Raw genomic sequence first — 20,069 nt, forward strand, 5'->3', positions numbered from 1 at the left:
CGGAGGGCATATGGATGTTTTACTGAATTTTTACAGATCGACGTTGCCGGCGCCACTGGGTTGATGACCGTCATGCCCAAAAGCCTCGCGCACCTTTTTGGACAGCTGTAACGTGCTGAACGGCTTGGAAAGGAATTGGACGCCTTTTTTCAAAACCCCATGGCTGACGATAACGTTTGCCGTGTAACCGGACATGTAAAGCACCTTCAGATCCGGCTTTACCGATTTCAGCCTTTTATAGAGATCCTTGCCGTTTATCCCGGGCGTGACCACGTCCGTGATGAGCAAACCGACGTCACTGTGCTTGTCGGCAAAAAACGGCAAGTGCCGCTTCGGGTCCGGCAACGGACAAAACCGTATATCCCAGCTCCCGCAGGCTCGCTTCTGTCACTTTGCGCACCATTTCGTCGTCTTCCACCAGAAACACCGTTTCCGATCCAAGCACCGGCCCCTGATGCTCGTCTATTTTCAACGGCTCGGTGTCACCCCTTGAAACCGGTATGTATATTTTGAAGGTGCTTCCGCGGCCCGGTTCACTGTAACCATTTATGAAACCGCCGCCCTGTTTCACGATGCCATATACGGTGGACAACCCCAGCCCGGTGCCCTTTCCGATTTCCTTGGTTGTGTAAAAGGGCTCGAAAATATGGTCGAGGTTTTCCGCGTCCATGCCGATGCCGTTGTCGCTGACCGAAATCTGCACGAAATCGCCCGGTATGAATCCCATGTGTTCCCGGCAGTAGGCCTCGTCCAGACTCACGTTGGCCGTCTCAAAGGTCAGACTGCCGCCTGCCGGCATGGCATCGCGGGCGTTGACCGCAAGGTTCATGAGAATTTGCTCGATCTGAACCGGATCAAATTCGATATTCTCGATATCTTCGGAGGGGAAAAACGTTAAGGCGACATGGTGGACTTGGTCTTCGAAGGTGATAATTTTGGAAGAAATCTCCACAGGGAACACCGTGCCGTCTTTTCGCCGGTCCTGCCTTTCGAGCCCTGCGCCGCCGCTTTTTCTCACTTTCTCCCAATGCGGTCCCCACATCTCCTGCGAAAATCCCACATCGATATCCCACAAGTGAAGCCGCATCATCTCGTTCCGGCTGTATCCCAGCGATCGGCAGGCGTGCGCGTTGACATAGGGGAACCGACCTTCCGCGTTTATCCAAAACACCGCGTCGGGCGACGACTCCACCGAAAGCTGGAATCGCCTGAGGGCGTCCTCCCTTGCCAGGCGAACGGATAGGTCGCGCACGATGGCCCACATGCCCACCGGGTGGCCATCGGGGTCCCTGGCCAGGACGACCCTCAACTCCACAGGCACGATGCTGCCGTCTTTGCGACGGTACTCTTTTTCAAATACGTCAGAGTAGCCCCTTACCATTACCTGCTCGTCGATGATCTGTTGCTCTAACTCATGCCATTTCGAAGGCGTAAGGTCGAAAATGCTCAAACCGAGCAGTTCGCCCTTTCTATAGCCGACCAGGTCCAGAAAAGGGTGGTTGGCCTCAGTCACCCGGCCTTCCATGTCAGCAGCGCCAAAGGCGTCCATCATGTTTGCACACAGTTGCCGGTACATGGTTTCCGGTTTCCTGCCATTTACCATATGATCCCTCCTAACAACGACCGCCCGGTTTACAACTGTCTCATAATAAATGAACCGCTTTTATACCCTCCCCAATCGAAATGACGCATGTCCCGAAAAGAGGGCTTCCACCTTACATTCCGCACCCGTGAGAATCGATTTTAGGAAATTTTTTATCGTTCAAAAATAACCACATAGGCGATTTAACATATTGTATTTACTGTAAAATAAAAATACCTAGACATTTCAACTAGTTGCTGGTACGTTACCCCCAATCTTGACAACAACAGTTCAAAGGAGGGGACATGCCACCGCTTGACACTGAAAGTTTGACCATCACCGAGGTCAGGCATCTGCCGATCGTCAAGGCTTATGCACAAAAAATCGGTCTGGTGGAGACCATCGACCGGATGGTCGGTTCTCAAATGGAATTGAGCCCCGGCATGGCTGTATTCGGCATGGTGCTCGACACCCTTTCGGGACGGACACCGCTTTACCGTCTGACCGAATTTTTTGAAGAAAAGGATACGGAGCTTCTCCTGGGCACCGCTATCGAACCGGAACGCTTTTGCGATACCAACTTGGGCCGGTCCATGGATCAGATTTTCGAGACCGGTACCCAGAAGGTGTTTTCTCAGATCGCGCAGAATGCATTGACAGTTTTTGCCGTCGATCCGCGACGACTGCATTTCGATACGACCTCCGTGAGTGTATTCGGCGATTACCATCTGGTTGATCCACCGTTTGAGATCACCTATGGTTACAGCAAGGACAAACGACCGGACCTCAAACAGTTTCTGGTATCGATGCTGTGTGTCGACCGCAACATCCCCATTTTGGGGACCACGACGGACGGCAACGCTTCGGACAAGACCTTGAACAACGAACTGCTGACCAATATCTCCGCATACATGGCCAGACACGGGCTTGAACCGGGCGCGTACGTCTATGTGGCCGACTCTGCATTTGTCACCGAGGACAATCTGAAGAAAGCCGACAGGCGTCAGACCTGGTTTCTGACCCGCCTGCCGGCGACCTACAAAGAGTGCGGCCGGATCATTCGTGAAGCCGTGGCCGCCGATGACTGGATCGACATCGGCCGCCTGGCCGAAGAACGCGACCGCCCCAATCGCTCAGTTGCCCGCTATCGGGCCTATGACGGCACCGTCGAGCTTTACGGAAAAACCTACCGGGCGATCGTCGTGCATTCCAGCGCGCATGACAAGCGGCGTCATAAACGCATCGATCGCATGTTGAAACAGGACCGCAAGCAGCTTGAAAAAGACTGCAAAAAGCTCGCGGACACCGTGTACTATTGTCAGGCCGATGCGCAGGTCGCGTTAGACAAACTGATTCGTCAATCCGCGTCCAGCTACCACCGGCTTCAAGCTGGTGTTGAAAAAATCCCCAAATACGGTCGCGGCCGGCCTGCGGCCGGTAAGCCCCGAAAGGTTTTGCGCTACGAATATCGCGTAACGGCGACGGTTGTGGAAGCCCCGCAAAAAGTGCAACCGCTCAGGGAAGAAGCCGGTTGCTTTGTCCTGTTGACGAATCTTTTGGACCAACAAGGCGACTGGTCCGCCCCGGAACTGCTCTCCCTTTACAAGAGCCAGATCGGCATCGAGAAGAACTTCAGCTTCCTGAAGGACCCGGCCATCGTAAACAGCATTTTTCTGAAAAAGGCCCAGCGGATCGAAGTGTTGGGCCTGGTATTGCTGATCTCCCTTTTGATCTGGCGTTTGATGGAGCGTTCCATGCGCCAGTATGTCGAGACCAATGACTGTGAGTTGCCCGGTTGGGTGCGACGCAAAACCAGAAAGCCGACCAGCTTTATGATGACGACCAAGTTCTCTTCAATCATGGTCGTTTCCATCGGGAACCACAGACAGTTGGCAAAACCATTGAAAGCTGTTCAGCTTGAGTATTTGAAAGCGCTTGGCGTCACAACTGACACATTCACAGCCCCATAAAGCGATGAAAAATAGTCGAATCGTTGCTGCTTGGGGTGCGGAATGTACGTTCCACCATTGAATCTGCTTCCAATGACCGAGTCTGAGGGATTGTCCGGGGACAACTAAAAAAGCAACCAGATGGCACCATAGTAACTATCGATGATTTCTGCCGTTCATTCTTTTATCGCCCGGCATGAGGCGCGGCGGCGGTTGGCCGCCGTCCTCAATGCTGTTCGGCAGCCATATTACTTCGAAATTATGATTACGCGACCCCGAGAGGTAAAAGAAACGCCTTGCTGATTTTGCGTACCTATCATTATTGATTCAACAATGGGTGGATTAACCAGTTTGTCGGAATTCCATTCAACGATGAAATTGGCCCCAGATCCCCCGCTTTTGTCTCTTTCGGGTATAACATAGCGTAATGATTCCAATGGAGATAGAAATACCGGCGTACTTAAAAATTTTTTTAAAAGCGTCCCCTTCGTCTCGTAATAATTGACTAGGGTGATCGTAATTGAATGACTGGGATCAATATTTCTGATGCTCAGGGTTGCCGCCAACAAGAACGGCCGCTCGCGGTTGCCACTGTAAATATGTGAATAAGCAGGCACATAAACAGTCTGCCCGTCAGATAACCCGATGTCCTGGCCGGCGTATACAGGCAGAGGTGAAAAATGAATGGTGAGAAGAAGAAGCATGCAGGCAAAAAAATAGCTCTTATTCATGGTTATTCTCCAATTCAATACATGCGTCGAACGACTTGTGTCAGCGGGCAAATGGGCCTCGCGGTCTCGCTTATGGGTGGTGATGCATGGAATTTTTTCCGCGTATCACACTTATAGAATAAACAATTTCCCGGGTATTGGCGAATAACGTGCAGAATGCGGAAAATAAGCAGAAAATTGGTCACTTTTTGTTTCCAAGGATATACCAATAATGGAAACCAAACACAACTCCACCTTACCCCGCACTCCGGTCTGATTACCCCAATGGAATTTTCGCGCAGGCTGCCGGCGAAGGGGGCAGTCCTTCCATGAGAAGGCCATGTGCATTTAGGAAAGAAGTGATCGAGAGCAGGGCTAAGGTGTCGACGATACTATCATGTCAACCCTCATGCAGCGACCAGGTACAGGCTTTTGCAACAGATAGGTTAGAGTCCCGCGTCCCCCTCATCCGTTTCCTCCACCACCGGCGTTTTCATGATCAGGCCGATGGCTTCGCGGGCCGTGGCCGCGGCATCGGGGAACACGTCGATCAGGTTGGCGGTGTGGCGCAGGTTGTCGGCGGTGCGCATCATCAGCATGGCCAGATTGCCCTCGGCCATGCCGTATTCCCTGGCGATGGTTTCCCAGGGGTACCCCGACGCCCACGCGTGGGTCATGGCGGCGGGCCGCAGGTAGAACTGGCGCACGTCGAATCCCCGGGATTTCATGTGGCGGGCGAATCCGCTCAGCTTTTTCTGGATACGGACCACCGTTTTCTTCAGCCGGTTGGGCACCAGGCGGCCCTCCATGCGGTCATCGGTCTCCCTTTCGTTGACCAGGCAGGCGAACACGCCTGCCATCCGGGCCGCATCCCCGTCGGGAAGCAGGCCCTGGCGCAGGCATTCGGCCACCAGCAGGGGCTGGTCCACCCGCAATTGGGAGGCCCAGAGGCCGTCGGCGGTAAGGCGGTCGTCATCCCCCACAAAGCCCGTTTCCTTGAGAAAATCCAGGTGGCGCACGAAATCCTCCCACAGGACCTCGTGGATGCCGGCCATGCGGCTTTTCCGGCGGCTGTCCGCTGCTTTGGAGACCAGCAGCCAGGTGGCGAAGGATCGCTTGAGCAGTTCCTCCACCTGGGCCGGGGTGTGGGAGAGCAGCAGGTTGAGGACCAGGGAGAAGTTGATGCGGATGCGGCTGATGACCTTTCCCGGCCGGGATGAGAGCAGGCGGGCCACCAGCTGAAGGTCCATGTAACGGCCGGGCACGGCCAGGGCAAAGCCGATCTTGTCCATGCCCCGGCGGCCGGCGCGGCCGGTCATCTGGTGAAGCTGGGTGGCGTCCAGGGGGATGAACTCGGTGCCGTTGAAGCGGTCCGAATTGAAAAATACCATGGTCCGGGCCGGAAAATTGACGCCGGCGGCCACGGTGGATGTGGCGAAAACGGCGGTCAGCAGGCCTTCGCTCATCAGGCTTTCGACCACCAGCTTCCAGCCGGGAAGATGGCCGCTGTGGTGGGCGCCCACGCCGGCCTGCTCAAGATGGATGCGCTGGCGGTGCCGGACCAGGTGGGGCGAACTGCCGGTGAGGGTTTTGACCCGTTCGAAAATGCGGGCCTTCTTCGCGTCGCTCAGGTTGACGGCCCCATGGCACAGGCTCAGGGCGGCATCGCAGTCGCTGCGGGATTTCAAAAAGAAGATTGCTGGCAGCAGGTCGAAGGCCTTGAGCACCCGCAGGATGTCGCCGAACGGGGGCAGGCCCCGGCGGCGGTGCGGCTCCGGTTTGCGTTTGCCGGCAACCAGGCCGGCCACGCGCTTGTGAAGCGTTCTGGCCCCGCGCCCCCCTTTGGCCTTCAGGGGCAGCAGGGTGCCCGACGGATGCAGCACCATGGGGTAGAGCGGCACGGGTCGCTGGGTCTCGGCCACCACCCGGCAGGGCCGTCCGCGAATGGTCGTCAGCCAGTCGGCGATGGCGCCCGCATTGCCCACCGTCGCCGAGAGCATGAGCAGCGGGATGCGCGGGGGCAGGTAGATCATGGTTTCCTCCCAGACCACGCCGCGTTCTTCGTCTCCCAGGAAGTGGGCCTCGTCCAGCACCACCAGGTCGGTGTTCAGCGAGATGCCCTGGTGCATGGCGTCGTAGAGCTGATTTCTGAGGATCTCGGTGGTGCCCACGATGATGGGGGCGTCGGGGCTTTCCTTGCGGTCGCCGGTGAGAATGCCCACGTTGTCGGGGCCGAAGATCTCCGAGAACTCGATCAGTTTCGAGTTGGTGAGGGCCTTGAGCGGCGAGGCGTACCATGACCGCCCGCCCCGTTCGAAGGTGCGCCGGATGGTCTCGACGGCGATCCAGGTTTTGCCGGCACCGGTGGGGGCAGTCACCAGGCAGTCCGATTCGGCCATGACCGCCACCGCCTCGGTCTGGAACCGGTCCGGGGTGAAGGGCCGGTTCCTGGGAACGCCGATGCCGGTGAAGACGGCTTTGAGCTGCGGGTCGGCGCCGGGAGACATGTGCATCCGGCCATGCTGCCGTTTTCCCTGGGGCTTTCGTCTTGACGGATATCTGCGGCGCCCGGGCGGCGAGCCGTTGGTGGGTTTTTTCATCGTGGCGGCGCTACAGCTTGTCTATGATGCCGGCCACGACCTGCTTGGCCGTGGATGGGGTATCATAGGGGGCGGCGCCGGAAAGATCGGCTTCGATGAGCGTGTCGTCGTAGGGCATGAATCCCAGGAATTCAAAGTCGGAGAGGTGTTTTCTCAAAAAATCCTCGTCCTTGGGACTGCGGATCTTGTTGCCCACGATGGCGATCTGTTTCAGGTGGATTTCAGAGGCCAGGCGTCTGATGTGTTCGGCCGTGTCGATGCTGCGGCGGCCCGGCTCCACCACCACGATCAGCTTGTCCACCGCCTGGGCCGTGGCCCGCCCCAGATGCTCGATGCCCGCCTCCATGTCCATGATGACCACTTCGTTGCGTCCCAGTACCACATGGGTCACCAGGGCCTTGAGCAGGGTGGATTCCGGACACAGGCAGCCGGAACCGCCTTTTTTGACGCTTCCCAGGCGCATGAGCTTGATGTTGTCCAGGCGGACGGAAAGGGTCTCGGGGATGTCGTCCACCTTGGGGTTGAGCTTGAAAAAACCGCCGATGGTGCCGGGCTGGGCGCCGGTGCGCTCGAAAATCAGCTCTTTCATATCGGCAATGGGGGTCACCTTGTCGGCGTCGGCAATGCCCAGGGCCGCCGCCAGGTTGGCGTCCGGGTCCGCATCGATGGCCAGGACCTTGTTGCCCCGGTCACTGAGCGTCCGTGCCAAAAGAGAAGAGAATGTGGTTTTGCCCACGCCGCCTTTACCGCTGACTGCCAGTTTCATATCGCTGTCCTTTCGTTGCCATCAGCAAATAGGCCCTCGTTTATTCCGCAATCCGTTAATATAAGACAGGTTGCCGTTTCAGCAAGGGGCAGTGTTATCAAGAAATTATGTTCCATGGGCCTCCGTTGACGTTTCGGAAGAAAACGCGTCACCCCCCGGGGTTTCAATTTTCGCCCCTGAATCCGTTTTCAGTTCTATCGCCTTGACCGGATTCGGCATAAAAGATATATCTTACCGAATATTTTGACGGATTCCCGCTCCAGCCGCCGCAGGCCACCGATTGAAGCGACATTCCCTATTTCCCGGAGAAAACGGATATGGCCCCGATACCTTTCAGGCGTTTGCTAATCCTTCTCCTGGCCGTCACCATGATGCTCCCGGTGGCCGGACCGTGCCAGGAAAAATCAGGAGGGGCGCCCCAACGGCCCCCCGCACCGGTGACCGTGGTGCCGGTGGTGAACCGGCAGGTGGCCCGGCAGGTGACCCTGGTGGGCAGCGTGGAGGCCCTTGCAACCAGCGTGGTCGCCGCCGAGGTGGGCGGGGTGGTTGCATCGTTTCCGGCCAAGGAGGGGCGGCAGGTCAGCAGAGGCGACCTGCTGGTGCGCCTCAAGGCGCATCAACTCGAACTGGAACTCAAGGGGCGGGCGGCCGAACGGGAGCGGATCAAGGCCAACCTTGAAAACGCGCGGAAAGAGCTGGACCGGGTGGGGCGCCTGCGGGAGAACAAAAGCCTTCCCCAGCGAACCTACGATGACGCCCTGTACGCCCACCGCGCCCTGGCCCAGGCCCTGCTGGTGGCCGAATCCCAGATCGATACACTGGCCTATCGCATCGAACAGAAGACGGTCGTCGCCCCCTTCGACGGGTTCGTGGCCGCCGAGCACACTCAGGTGGGCCAGTGGATCCAGCCGGGCGGGCCGGTGGTGACCCTGGTGGACATCTCCCGCGTCCGCGTATCCGTGGACGTGCCCGAGCGCTATGCGGTCCAAATGGCTCCCGATGCACGGGTGCGGGTGGCCATCACCAGCCTGGCCGGCGATGTCCGGGAGGGCACCATCGATGTCATCCTGCCCAAGGGGGACGCCATGACCCGGACGTTCCCGGTGCGGGTGCTTTTCGACAACCCCGGGTTTTCCATAAAGGCCGGCATGGAGGCCGTGGCCACCTTCGATCTTTCCGAGCGGTTCAGTGCCCTGATGGTTCCCAAGGACGCGGTGGTGACGGCCGGGGACCGCTCCCTGGTCTACCGGGTGGCCGATGCCAAGGCCTTTGCCGTGGCCGTGGCCGTGGAGGGGTACCATGACGGGCTGGCCGCCGTGAGCGGCGACCTCGAGGCTGGGGACATGGTGGTGGTCCGGGGCAATGAGCGACTGCGCCCGGGACAGGATGTGGCTGCTGCAGAGGACGGAGGGCGGAGGTCAGAAGACGGAGGACGGGATTGAGGAATTGAGGGCGCGGCTTCCGCCGCGATCGGTTTTCGGACCTCCGACCTCAGTTCTCCGACATCGGATACCTGAACATGAAGCTTGTCGATTTATCCATAAAAAAGCCGGTAACGGTGACCGTCGGGGCGATTCTGCTGCTGCTCTTCGGCTTCCTGGCATTGCTGCGCATTCCCATCCAGCTGACGCCCAACGTGGACCTGCCGGAAGTCTCCATCCAGACCACCTGGACGGGCGCCAGCCCGGAGGAGGTGGAACGGGAGATCACCGACGTCCAGGAAAAAGAGCTCAAAAGTCTGAACGGGCTGACCGAGATCAAGAGCGAAAGCCAGGACGGACTGAGCTACATCAGCCTGGAGTTTGAAATCGGCACGAACATCGACGAGGCCCTGCTGCGCGTCTCCAACAAGATGGAGCAGGTCAAAAGCTATCCGGACAATGTGGACCGGCCTATCATAAAGGCCGGGGGGCGTTTCGAAAAGGCCATCGCCTGGCTGGTGCTCATGGCTGAAGACGGATACCGGGGCAACCTGGAAGAGGAATACGACTTCCTCGACGAGGAGGTCCAGCCCTGGCTGGAGCGGCTTCCCGGCATCTCTTCCATCGATATCCACGGCGGCAAACAGCGCGAGCTGCAGGTGGTGGTGGACGTGGAGGCCATGGCTGCCCGGGGCATCACCGTGCCGGACCTGATTCACGCGCTGGGCGTGGAGAACAAAACCATCAGCGCCGGCGATTTCGACGAGGGCAAGCGCCGCTATATCGTCCGCACCGTGGGCGAGTACCAGAGCCCCGAAGACGTGGCCAACGTGATCATCCGGCGGGTGGCGGGCATTCCCGTGGCCGTCAAGGATGTGGCCGCGACGCGCCTGGGCCACGAGACGCCCGCCGTGGTGGTACGCCATGACGGCGTGCCCACCATCGTCATGAGCGCCGTCCGGGAGCCGGGCACCAATGTGCTGCTGGTCATGGACCGCCTCAAAACCGCCCTGGCCGAACTCAACGCCGGCGTCCTCAAGGACCGGCATCTTTTCATCGAGCAGGTCTACGACGAGACCACCTACATCTACGACGCCATCAACCTGGTGAAGAAAAACCTGATGGTGGGGGCCCTGCTTGCCGTCACCGTGCTGATGCTTTTTCTGCGCAACATCGCCGGTACGATCGTGGTTTCCGCCGCCATTCCCGTCAGCGTGGTGGGCACCTTCCTCTTCATGACCCTGGCCGGCCGCAACATCAACGTGGTCAGCCTGGCGGGCCTCAGTTTTGCCGTGGGCATGGTGGTGGACAACTCCATCGTGGTCTTCGAGAATATCTTCCGCCACCGGGAGATGGGCAAGGACCGCATCCGGGCGGCCTACGACGGCACCACCGAGGTGTGGGGGGCGGTGCTGGCCAGCACCCTGACCACGGTGGCGGTGTTTCTGCCCATCGTCTTCGTGGAGGAGGAGGCCGGCCAGCTCTTCCGCGACATCGCCATCGCCATTTCCAGTGCCGTGGCCCTGAGCCTGCTGATCTCCATCACCGGCATTCCCACCCTGTGCGCCCTGATCCTGGGCCGGGTGGAGAAGAAAACCCAAAAAAGGCGCAGCCGTCTGTTCTCGGCCACCCGGGCGGCCGGCGGGATTGTGTCGGCCCTGGCCGGCTTCGTGGACTGGATGTGCGCCCGGGTGTGGACGCGCGTGGTCGTCGCCGTTTTCCTGGTCGCCCTGGCCGTGGTGATGATCGTCAACCTGATCCCCAAAACCGAATACCTGCCCACGGGCAACCGGGAACTGCTCTTCGGCATCCTCATCCCCCCGCCGGGATACAATACCGGTGAATTCGACGCCATCGCCCGGAGTGTGGAAGCGGACATTCTGCCCCTGGTCGACCTGGACGGTGTCAGCGAAGCGGCCGAGCGGCTGGGGCTGCCCACGGTGAAGAACTTCTTCTACGTGGCCTTTCGCCAGCAGATTTTCATGGGGGTGGTGTCCCGGGACGCTGCGCGCACGGCCGAACTGATCCCCCACGTGTACCGCTCCCTGGGCAAAGTCCCCGGCATGATTCCCATCGTCTACCAGGCCGGCCTGTTCACCCGGGGGCTGGGCAGCGGGCGGTCCATCGACGTGGACATCAAGGGGCCGGACCTGACGCGCCTGATCGATATGGGCCGGCAGGCCTTCGGCATGACGGCGGGCGCCATTCCCGGTGCCCAGATCCGCCCCATCCCGGGCCTGGACCTGGGAAACCCGGAGCTGCGGATCACCCCCAACCGGGACCGGCTCACCCGGCTGGGCATCAGCTCCACCGACCTGGGCGTCACCCTTGACGCCCTGGTGGGCGGCGCCAAGGCCGGCACCTATCGCCTCTACGGCGACGAGATCGATCTGGTGGTCAAGAGCCGCGAGGAGCGGTTGAAGCGCATCCAGGACGTGGAAGCCTTTCCCGTGGCCTCGCCGCTGGGCGGCAAGGTGCTGCTGGGGTCGGTGGCCGATGTCCGGCTGACCGAGGGACCCACCCAGATCAACCACATCGATACCCAGCGGGCCATCACCATCCAGGTGAACCCCCCGGCCGACATCTCCCTCGAGGCGGCCATGGAAACCGTTGACCGGCAGGTCCTCACCCCCATCAAGGCCCGGGAGAACCTGGGCAGTTTTTACCGCATCGACCTGGGCGGCACGGCGGATCAGCTCACCCGCACCCGCGACGCCCTGATCTGGAACCTGATCCTGGCCGTGGCCATCTGCTACCTGCTCATGAGCGCCCTGTTCGAGAACTTCCTGTATCCCCTGATCATCCTCTTCAGCGTTCCCCTGGCGGCGGCGGGCGGATTTTTAGGGATCTCCCTGGTCAACCGTTTCATCGCGCCCCAGCCCCTGGATATTCTCACCATGCTGGGATTTGTCATCCTGGTGGGCATCGTGGTCAACAACGCCATCCTGATCGTCCACCAGAGCCTCAACAACATCCGGGAGCACGCCATGGTGCCGCGGCAGGCCATCGTGGAATCGGTGCGTTCGCGCATCCGGCCCATATACATGAGCAGCATCACCACGGTGTTCGGCATGCTGCCCCTGGTGCTCTTCCCCGGCGCCGGCTCCGAGTTCTACCGGGGACTGGGCGGCGTGGTGGTGGGCGGCCTGCTGATTTCCACCGTGTTCACCATCTTTCTCATACCGGCCATTCTGAGCCTGACCATGGACACGCTGGCGGCGATGAAACGACTCCTGAAAAAAACCGAAACCGTATAAACCGAGATTTTTTGCGAGCATATCATTAATGAATACACCTGACCCTCATCAGCCGGCCATTCTGGCCCCGGCGGGAAACCGCGCCTCGTTCCTGGCGGCACTGGCGGCCGGCGCCGACGCCATCTACTGCGGCCTTAAATCCATGTCCGCGCGCATGGAGGCCAAGAATTTCTCACTTGAGGAGCTGGCCCAGCTGGTGGGCCTGGCCCATGATCGGGGGGTGAAGGTCTACGTCACCCTCAACGTCCTGCTCAAACCCGACGAACTGGATCGGACCGGCCGGTTGATCGACGACCTGCAGCGCCACGTTCACCCGGACGCCCTGATCGTCCAGGACCTGGGTGTCGTCGCCCTGGCCCGCCAGGCGGGATTCGGCGGAGAAATCCACCTCTCCACCCTGGCCAATGTCAGTTTCCCCCGGGCCCTGGGGTATATCGCCCGGAAACTGGCCGCCGATCGGGTCGTGGTTCCCCGGGAACTGTCCATCGATGAGATCAGGGCCATGGCCGATGCCTGCCCCAAGGCCATGGGACTGGAGGCATTCATCCACGGGGCGCTGTGCTACGGGGTCTCCGGGCGCTGCTACTGGAGCAGCTACATGGGGGGACGGAGCGGTCTGCGCGGGCGCTGCGTACAGCCCTGCCGCCGCCACTACCGCCAGGGGGGCAGGGCCGCGCGGGCCTTTTCCTGCCAGGATTTCTCCGTGGACGTGCTGGTCAAGATCCTGGGCCAGGTCAAAAAAGTACTGGCCTGGAAGATCGAGGGCCGCAAAAAGGGGCCCCACTATGTCTACTACACCGTGACCGCCTACCAGATGCTCAGGGACCGGGGCAGCGATGCCCGGATGAAACGCGACGCCCTGGGCCTGCTGGGCCAGAGCCTGGGGCGGGAGGCCACCCACTACCGGTTTTTGCCCCAGCGGCCCCAACAGCCCATCGACACCCGGCGGCAGACCGCCTCGGGCCTGTTCATGGGAAAGGTACAGGGACCGGCCAAAAATCCCTGGGTGGTGGTCCGCCAGCCCCTGCTGCCCGGAGATGTCCTGCGGGTCGGCTACGAGGACGAGGCCGGGCACGCCATCTGCCGGGTGACCCGCCATGTGCCCAAAAAGGGGCGCTACCCGCTGAATCTGGGCGGCAGAAAAACACCCGCGCCCGGTGCGCCGGTATTCCTTACCGACCGCCGGGAAAAGGCCCTGGAAAAGATGATGGCCGACGTGGAGGCTCATGCCGCGCCCCAGGAGCCGATCGTCCCCTCGCGTTTCACGGCCGAACTGCCCCGGCGGTCAGACGTCAAATCCCGGCGCCCCGTGGAGGTCCGCGTGAGCCGGATGCCGTCCCGGGGTTCGGGTCGACACCCGGCGGGCATGTGGCTCTCTGAAACGGCGGCGGCGAATGTCGGCCGGTCGGCGGCCACCAGCCTGTGGATCTGGCTGCCGCCGGTGGTCTGGCCGGACGATGAAGCCCGGGTGGCCGGCCTGCTGCGGCAGTGCCTTGAAAGCGGCGCCCGCCAGTTTGTGCTCAACATGCCCTGGCAGATGGCCCTGTTCCATCGCCCCGAGGGACTGAACCTGTGGGCCGGGCCGTTCTGCAATGCCGCCAATGCCCTTTGCCTGGAGACGTTCAAGACCCTGGGTTTTGCCGGTGCCTTCGTCAGCCCCGAACTGGGAGAACCGGACCTTCTCAGCCTGTGCCGCCAGAGCCCGCTGCCCCTGGGGATCGTGCTCTCCGGCCACTGGCCCCTGTGCATCTCCCGGACCCTGGCCGAAGACGTGCGGCTGCGCGCGCCCTTCGAAAGCCCCCGGGGCGAGCAGGCCTGGGCGGACCGGTTTGGCCCGGACTACTGGATTTTCCCCAACTGGCGGCTGGACATCACCGAAAAACGGACCCTTCTCCAGCAGGCCGGGGTGCAGATGTTCGCCCACCTGGACGAGACGGTACCAAAGGCGGTGACCCTCAAGAAGCGGCCGGGGCTGTGGAACTGGAAGATCGGATTGAAGTGAGCAGGGGGCTGAAGTTCCGGGCTCCGGGTTCTGCGTCTGGGTTTCCGGGTTTTCGGACCTCCGTTTTCAGGCCGACCCGGAAAAGCCGGTGTACGTGTCGCCATCCTCGTCCATGGCTACACCGCAGGCGTCCTCTCCGTCAAACTGGAAGCTGATATGAGAGGGGTCGATGGTGCCGTCGGCCGTTTCGTTCTGGCGAATGGTGAATCCCACCGTCGCGGTCTGTGCGTCGGCGTCATACAGCACATAGTCCGGGTAGGTATCGAGCGTTATTTCGGTGGACGGGATCCGGTCGCCGAAATTGTATGTCTCGGCAAGGTTGCTGCTGGAGGCCCTTGAAATCTTCCAGTTGAACCGGTTTTCAACCGATGACGCGTCCATTTCCTTGGAAAACTGGAACGCCATGGTCATGCCCAGTTCGGCGCCGGCGTTTTCCAGGTACGTATCGATGGCCGCCACGGGATACCCGGAAGACGCTTTGTAGGGGAAGGCGTCGGTTGCGTAGGCAAAGGCAATCCGCGGCGCCTCGACTTCGTCGATGTAGGATTCCAGCGTCGAGGCCAGGCTTTCATCGACCTCCTCCAGTTCCTCCTGCACCACCCTGGCCAATTCGATTTCGTCCATATCTGCATAGGCGTATCCGATCTCCGCATAGGCATCTAAAAAGGTCGGGTCGGTCTCCACGGCCATCGTAAAGTGCTCGATGGCTTTCTCGAATTGGCCGTCCCGGGCATACATCTTGCCAAGGCCGTAATCACCGGCATAACTGTCCGGCGCCAAACGCTTTACCTCATTGAACTGGTTCCCGGCTTCACTGAAGTTGTCGATTTTCACCAACGCCTCACCATAGGCGTACCGGTTTTCAACACTGGGATTGATGTTTACCGCCGCGCCATAGGCTGCGGCCGATTCTTCATACCGTTCCTCCGAATAATAGAGCTGTCCCAGCGCGGTTCGGAGTTCGTCGTCATCGGGATTTCTCAGGATGGCATTCTGGTAGGTTTCAATGGCCTTGTCCGTCTTTTCCAGCTGCAGGTAGGTCTGCACCAGGTACTGCGCGGTCTGGGTCCCGAGTTCCGAATTCGGGGCGATACCGATCGCCGCTTCAAAGGCGACCGCCGCCTCGGCATAATTCTCGTTCTGATACTGGTCGATGCCGTTTTCCAGGAACTGGTTGGAAAGGCTGTCGAGGCCGTTTTGCCCGTTGGCAAGGACCGAAAAAATATCCTGTGCACTTTTTTCGTCCAGCACACTCGACGCGGGTTGATAAGACAGTGAATTTACCAATACGGTTTCAATGCCGCTCATTTTTCCGCCTCCTCGACTTTCGATAATCACATCTGGCCCGGGTCGGGCCTGGGCCGTTAAAAATGGTCTCCAACCCGGTTATCGCCAGGTATATCAAGGGCTTTATTGGAAACGTGTTACAGTCGGGTAACAGTTTGTAACGCCGTTTTTTCGATGGGTTCTAAATTCAGGCCGATTGTGGTAGAAGAACAGCTGACCTGCGGCGGGTGATTGAAAAATAACTGCGTCCGGTCAGTCCGGGCAAGCCGCCGCCGCAACCAGCTGGGCTCCCGTACCGATATGCGTGATCCGTCTGATTCCGACCTGACCTGCCTGCAGACCGCTGATTGTCGTCATCCGCAAGACGGTTTCGACAGGGGATGAAAAAATCCAATCGAGGTGTCTTATGCAATCCGCCGTATTTCATTTCGCGACCTTGGACATCGACCTGCAGGTCGGTCCGGACATCCGGGACATCACCGATGACATCAACCGCATCATCGGCCGGTCGGGCATTGAAAATGGCCAGGCCTGCGCCAGTATGGTCGGCTCCACCGGATCGCTGACCACCATCGAGTTCGAACCCGGCGTGGTCCAGGACCTCAAAGATGCCATCAGCCGGCTGGCGCCGCCGGACCTGGCCTACGCCCACGAACTGGCCTGGCACGACGGCAACGGCCACAGCCACGTTCAGGCCGCCCTGATGGGGCCGTCCGTTGCCCTGCCCATCCGCCGCGGCCGGCTGCGGCTGGGGACCTGGCAGCAGGTGGTGGCCGTCAACCACGACAACCGGTCCCGCCGGCGAACCGTCGAGGTCACCCTGTCGGGAGTCTGATGCGCTGGTGATTCCACTCGCAGCCATTCCCGCTTCAGTTTATTACCGACCGGCCGTCCCCCTGACCCTGTCGCTGATGGCCGGCATCGTCCTGGGCCGGTACCTGCCCGGCATCGCCCTGCCGGTCCTGGCGACCGTTCTGGCGGCCGCCGCCTGGCTGACCGTCCGCCTGAGGCGGGCACAGCCGGCGCGGTGGTCCCCGCTGCTGGCCGCCCTGGCTGCCGGATACCTGGCCATGGTGCCATGGGCGTCCCCCCGGTCCGGCCCCGATCACCTTGCCGGCTACCTCGATACCGGATACTGGCGCGTCCACGGCGTCGTGGCCGATTCGCCCGTCGTCCGTTTCGGCCGGACCCGGGCCGTCCTGGACGTTACCACTCTCGCCCGTGACGATCGTTCCCATGCGGTCCGGGGGCGGATCCGGCTGACGGTCACGGGGGAGGCGGCCCTGGCGCCGGGTGACCGGCTGATCTTCCCGGCCAGGATCCGATCCTTCCGCAATTTCCGGAACCCGGGCGGCTTCGATTATCGGCGGCACATGGCCTACCGGGGCATTCACGGCAGCGCCTGGGTGCCGCTGGAAAAACTCCGGCGCAACGGAAGCGACGCGCGGGCACCGGCTGACCGGCTGGTCCATGCCGCCCGCGGGCGCCTCGGGCAAATGATCGATTCGGCCGCCGGCGACTCCCATGCAGACGAGAAGGCCGTGCTCAAGGCCCTTGTCTTCGGTGACCGGTCCGGAATCGACGAAGGGCTGCGGGAACGCTTCAACCGGGCCGGTGTGGGTCACCTGCTGGCCATCTCCGGGCTGCACGTGGGCATCGTAGCCACCCTGGCCTTCGGTGGCTGGCGCTGGCTTTTTTCTTTTTTCCCACCCCTGCTGTGGCGGGGCTGGGGCCGGCCGTGGGCGGCCGCCGCCACGCTGGTGCCCGTGCTGGCATACGGGATGCTGGCCGGCATGTCGCCGTCCACCCAGCGGGCCGAAATCATGGTGGCCGTTTTTCTCCTTGCAATGATCATGGGGCGGTCGCACGATACCATCAACACCCTTGCCGTGGCAGCCCTGGCCATCCTGGTTTTCTTCCCGCCGGCCCTGTTCTCCATCTCCTTTCAGCTTTCCTTCGCCGCCGTTCTGGCCATTGTCTACGGACTGGAGAAAATCGACCTCGGGGGGGACAAAGCGGATCGCTTCATCCATCGGATGAGAAATCGACTGACGGGCTTTTTGCTGGTATCCGCCCTGGCCATCGCCGGCACCACGCCGCTGGTGCTGTTCCATTTCAACCGGACCTCGCTGGTGGGCATTGCGGCCAACCTGATGCTCGTCCCCCTGGTGGGCTTTGTGGCCGTGCCGATAGGGCTGGTATCCGCATTCGCCGCCATTTTTTGCGAGCCCGCCGCCGCCCTGGGGTTCCGGCTGAGCGTCCAGATTCTCCGCCTGGCGTCCATGGGGCTGGATTTTTTTTCGGGCCTCTCCCTTGCCGCCGTCAAGGTGGTGACCCCCTCCCTGGTGGAGATCCTCCTGTATTACCTGGCCGGGTGGTGTCTGCTGAACCTGCGCAAAACGACCGTGGCCCGGTGGGTGCTGGCGGCAGCGCTGGTCATGGCTCTGGGCGACGGGCTCTACTGGTCGTATCAACGCTTCTGGCACCGGGATCTCAGGGTCACGGCCGTCGATGTGGGACAGGGGGGCTGCACCCTCCTGGAACTTCCGGGGGGCGGTGTGGTGCTCTATGACGGCGGCGGTTTTTCAGACAACCGCCTCTTCGATATGGGCCGGCGGGTGGTGGCGCCGTTGCTGTGGCGCCGGAAAATCGCCACTGTCGACATTCTGGTCCTTTCCCATCCCAATGCCGATCACCTCAACGGTCTGATCTATATCGCCGACCATTTCAACGTCCGGGAACTGTGGACCAACGGCGATGCCAATACGACCCAGGGCTACGGGATGCTGATGGCGGCCTGCCGGGACAAGGGCATCGTCGTGCGGCGGGTGCATGCCGATACCGGGGATACCGTGGTCGGTCCGGTGACCTTTGCAGTACTCCATCCGGGGACGGAATTTCTCCACCCGGCGGATGGCATGACTCAGGAGGACCGCAACAACGGCTCGCTGGTCCTCAAGGCGACCCTGGGCGAGACCGCCTTCCTGCTCACCGGGGACATCGAGGCCCCCGCGGAGCGCCAGCTCGTCGAGCGGGCGGCGGGCGACCTTGCCAGTACGGTCCTTTTCGCCCCCCACCATGGCTCGCGCACATCCAGTTCTGCGGAACTGGTTGCCGCCGTGGGGCCTGACGTGGTGGTGATCAGCGCCGGCGCCGGCAACCGCTTCGGATTTCCCCATGCCGAGGTGATGGACCGCTATCGGGACGCGGGCTGCCGTGTCCTGTGCACCGGCACCCACGGTGCCGTTTACATGCGTTCGGATGGAAAAACGGTTCATGTCCGGCCGGAAACCGCATCCTGCGGGCCAGTCCTGTATTCCACTATTTTTTAAATCCTCGATGCAGCGCTGCCACGCCTCCGCTCTAAAAAATCCTGCGGCCTTGATCCGGACCACACGCGACCCTTTCCGGCTGGAGATGACACCGCCAGCCAATCCCTTGTTCCGGATCCCCAATTCCCTGATTCCAGAATTCGCTTTTCAGGTTTGATTTGACAGCCGGTTTTTTCGCATATTATAAATTACCAGAAAGCTTATCTTCTGCCGACCTTGGCCGTTCCATCCATACACCGCCGAAATGAGGCCGCCATGTACATCCGACAGACGGATCTGTTCTGGGGATTGAACCAGAACGTGGTCAACCGGGTTATGGGAATCGCTTGCCGCGAGGCCTATGAACCGGGAGATGTGCTGTTTCGCAGCGATGATGCGGCCCGGCACCTGTTCATTCTTGCCCAGGGTGAAGTCCAGATCGCCATGGAGGAAACGGGCGGCCGGGTTTACACGGGAAACCGGGTGGGAGAAGCATTCGGCTGGGGATGCCTCATCGACAGCAATACCTATGGCGGCAACGCCATCTGCGCGACACCCGTCGTGGTCCTGAAACTGGACCGGGACCGGCTGCTCAAGCTGCTGGACCATGATATGGAAAGCGGCTACCTGTTTTTCAAGCACCTGTCCCGGGCCCTGGGCGGACGACTGGTCCAGGCCTACCACCGCATGTCCGAAACAGACCCGAGAGGAAATCATGGAAAAACCTGAAATGCAGGCGACCCTGCAATCGTGCCGTTTCCTCAAAAATATTTCCCCGGTGCATCTGGAAACCATTTCCGGCTTCTGCAGCATCGATCATTATGAGGCGGGGACCTATATTTTCCGGCAGGGCGATTTTGGCGAGGACCTGTTCATCATCGTCGACGGATACGTTTTCCTGGAGCGGGCCATGGACATCGGCAGCCACAAGGGGTCGGTGGTCATCGACGCCCTGGGAAAAGGCCGGACCCTGGGATGCTGGTCCACCCTGCTGGGCGAACCCCATGTTCTCCTGTCGTCGGCCAATTGCCAGAAGGATTCCACCGTGATTCGACTCAAGGGAGGCGAACTGCGAAAATGCATGGAGGAGGACACCGCCTTCGGCTTTTTCATGCTCGAACGCCTCTCTTTCCTGCTGCGGGACCGCATCCAGGCGGCTTATGGCGCCATGGACAAAATCTGAA

14 protein-coding genes are annotated in these 20,069 nt (G+C 60.7%); 8 read left to right on the top strand and 6 right to left on the bottom strand.

What is annotated here, in order from left to right:
* Positions 1 to 30: 30 nt before the first annotated feature.
* Together DSCA_RS25625 and DSCA_RS25630 are read right to left on the bottom strand one after the other, a co-directional pair.
* Positions 31 to 324: a response regulator gene (locus DSCA_RS25625; protein ID WP_167527957.1), complete on the bottom strand. Its 294-nt coding sequence runs from the start codon at positions 322 to 324 to the stop codon at positions 31 to 33.
* A complete protein-coding gene (locus DSCA_RS25630; protein WP_155319154.1) occupies positions 296 to 1,603 on the bottom strand; it encodes an ATP-binding response regulator in 1,308 nt (435 codons plus the stop codon). Before DSCA_RS25630 ends, DSCA_RS25625 begins: the two co-directional genes overlap by 29 nt.
* 284 nt (positions 1,604 to 1,887) lie before the next feature.
* Between DSCA_RS25630 and DSCA_RS25635 the strand changes: the two genes are divergently transcribed.
* Complete coding sequence (locus DSCA_RS25635) at positions 1,888 to 3,552, top strand: IS1634 family transposase (RefSeq protein ID WP_155315006.1); 1,665 nt, start codon at positions 1,888 to 1,890, stop codon at positions 3,550 to 3,552.
* A 227-nt stretch (positions 3,553 to 3,779) separates the two neighbouring features.
* On the opposite strand, the gene DSCA_RS25640 is transcribed toward DSCA_RS25635, so the two are convergent.
* From DSCA_RS25640 to DSCA_RS25650, 3 genes are all read right to left on the bottom strand, one after another.
* Positions 3,780 to 4,262 carry a DUF3124 domain-containing protein gene (locus DSCA_RS25640; RefSeq protein WP_155319155.1) on the bottom strand — a complete coding sequence of 161 codons (483 nt, stop codon included), beginning with the start codon at positions 4,260 to 4,262 and terminating at the stop codon, positions 3,780 to 3,782.
* A 425-nt stretch (positions 4,263 to 4,687) separates the two neighbouring features.
* Positions 4,688 to 6,841, bottom strand: a complete 2,154-nt coding sequence (locus DSCA_RS25645; protein WP_231716279.1) for a DEAD/DEAH box helicase — start codon at positions 6,839 to 6,841, stop codon at positions 4,688 to 4,690.
* A 10-nt stretch (positions 6,842 to 6,851) separates the two neighbouring features.
* Positions 6,852 to 7,607: an ATP-binding protein gene (locus DSCA_RS25650; RefSeq protein WP_155319156.1), complete on the bottom strand. Its 756-nt coding sequence runs from the start codon at positions 7,605 to 7,607 to the stop codon at positions 6,852 to 6,854.
* 317 nt (positions 7,608 to 7,924) lie between these two features.
* On the opposite strand from DSCA_RS25650, the gene DSCA_RS25655 reads away from it, so the two are divergent.
* The 3 genes from DSCA_RS25655 (at position 7,925) to DSCA_RS25665 (ending at position 14,287) form a co-directional block, all read left to right on the top strand.
* Positions 7,925 to 9,049 (top strand): efflux RND transporter periplasmic adaptor subunit, encoded by a 1,125-nt coding sequence (locus DSCA_RS25655; RefSeq protein WP_155319157.1) that lies wholly within the window; start codon positions 7,925 to 7,927, stop codon positions 9,047 to 9,049.
* A 77-nt stretch (positions 9,050 to 9,126) separates the two neighbouring features.
* Complete coding sequence (locus DSCA_RS25660; RefSeq protein ID WP_155319158.1) at positions 9,127 to 12,285, top strand: efflux RND transporter permease subunit; 3,159 nt, start codon at positions 9,127 to 9,129, stop codon at positions 12,283 to 12,285.
* Between the two features lie 28 nt (positions 12,286 to 12,313).
* Positions 12,314 to 14,287, top strand: a complete 1,974-nt coding sequence (locus DSCA_RS25665) for a peptidase U32 family protein (RefSeq protein WP_155319159.1) — start codon at positions 12,314 to 12,316, stop codon at positions 14,285 to 14,287.
* A gap of 66 nt (positions 14,288 to 14,353) precedes the next feature.
* Here the strand turns inward: DSCA_RS25665 and DSCA_RS25670 are convergent, their stop codons facing one another.
* Positions 14,354 to 15,595, bottom strand: a complete 1,242-nt coding sequence (locus DSCA_RS25670) for a tetratricopeptide repeat protein (protein WP_155319160.1) — start codon at positions 15,593 to 15,595, stop codon at positions 14,354 to 14,356.
* A gap of 385 nt (positions 15,596 to 15,980) precedes the next feature.
* On the opposite strand from DSCA_RS25670, the gene DSCA_RS25675 reads away from it, so the two are divergent.
* The 4 genes from DSCA_RS25675 (at position 15,981) to DSCA_RS25690 (ending at position 20,068) form a co-directional block, all read left to right on the top strand.
* Entirely contained in the window at positions 15,981 to 16,409 is a 429-nt protein-coding gene (locus DSCA_RS25675; protein WP_155319161.1) for a secondary thiamine-phosphate synthase enzyme YjbQ, read from the top strand.
* A gap of 7 nt (positions 16,410 to 16,416) precedes the next feature.
* Positions 16,417 to 18,906, top strand: a complete 2,490-nt coding sequence (locus DSCA_RS25680; RefSeq protein ID WP_155319162.1) for a DNA internalization-related competence protein ComEC/Rec2 — start codon at positions 16,417 to 16,419, stop codon at positions 18,904 to 18,906.
* Between the two features lie 255 nt (positions 18,907 to 19,161).
* Positions 19,162 to 19,614 carry a cyclic nucleotide-binding domain-containing protein gene (locus DSCA_RS25685; protein ID WP_155319163.1) on the top strand — a complete coding sequence of 151 codons (453 nt, stop codon included), beginning with the start codon at positions 19,162 to 19,164 and terminating at the stop codon, positions 19,612 to 19,614.
* The gene (locus DSCA_RS25690; protein WP_155319164.1) at positions 19,601 to 20,068 is read left to right on the top strand and encodes a Crp/Fnr family transcriptional regulator; all 468 of its coding nucleotides are present in this window, start codon (positions 19,601 to 19,603) and stop codon (positions 20,066 to 20,068) included. The genes DSCA_RS25685 and DSCA_RS25690 overlap by 14 nt, the downstream gene beginning before the upstream one ends.
* The last annotated feature ends 1 nt before the right edge of the window (position 20,069 follow it).

Source organism: Desulfosarcina alkanivorans, assembly GCF_009688945.1.
Lineage (GTDB): Bacteria > Desulfobacterota > Desulfobacteria > Desulfobacterales > Desulfosarcinaceae > Desulfosarcina > Desulfosarcina alkanivorans.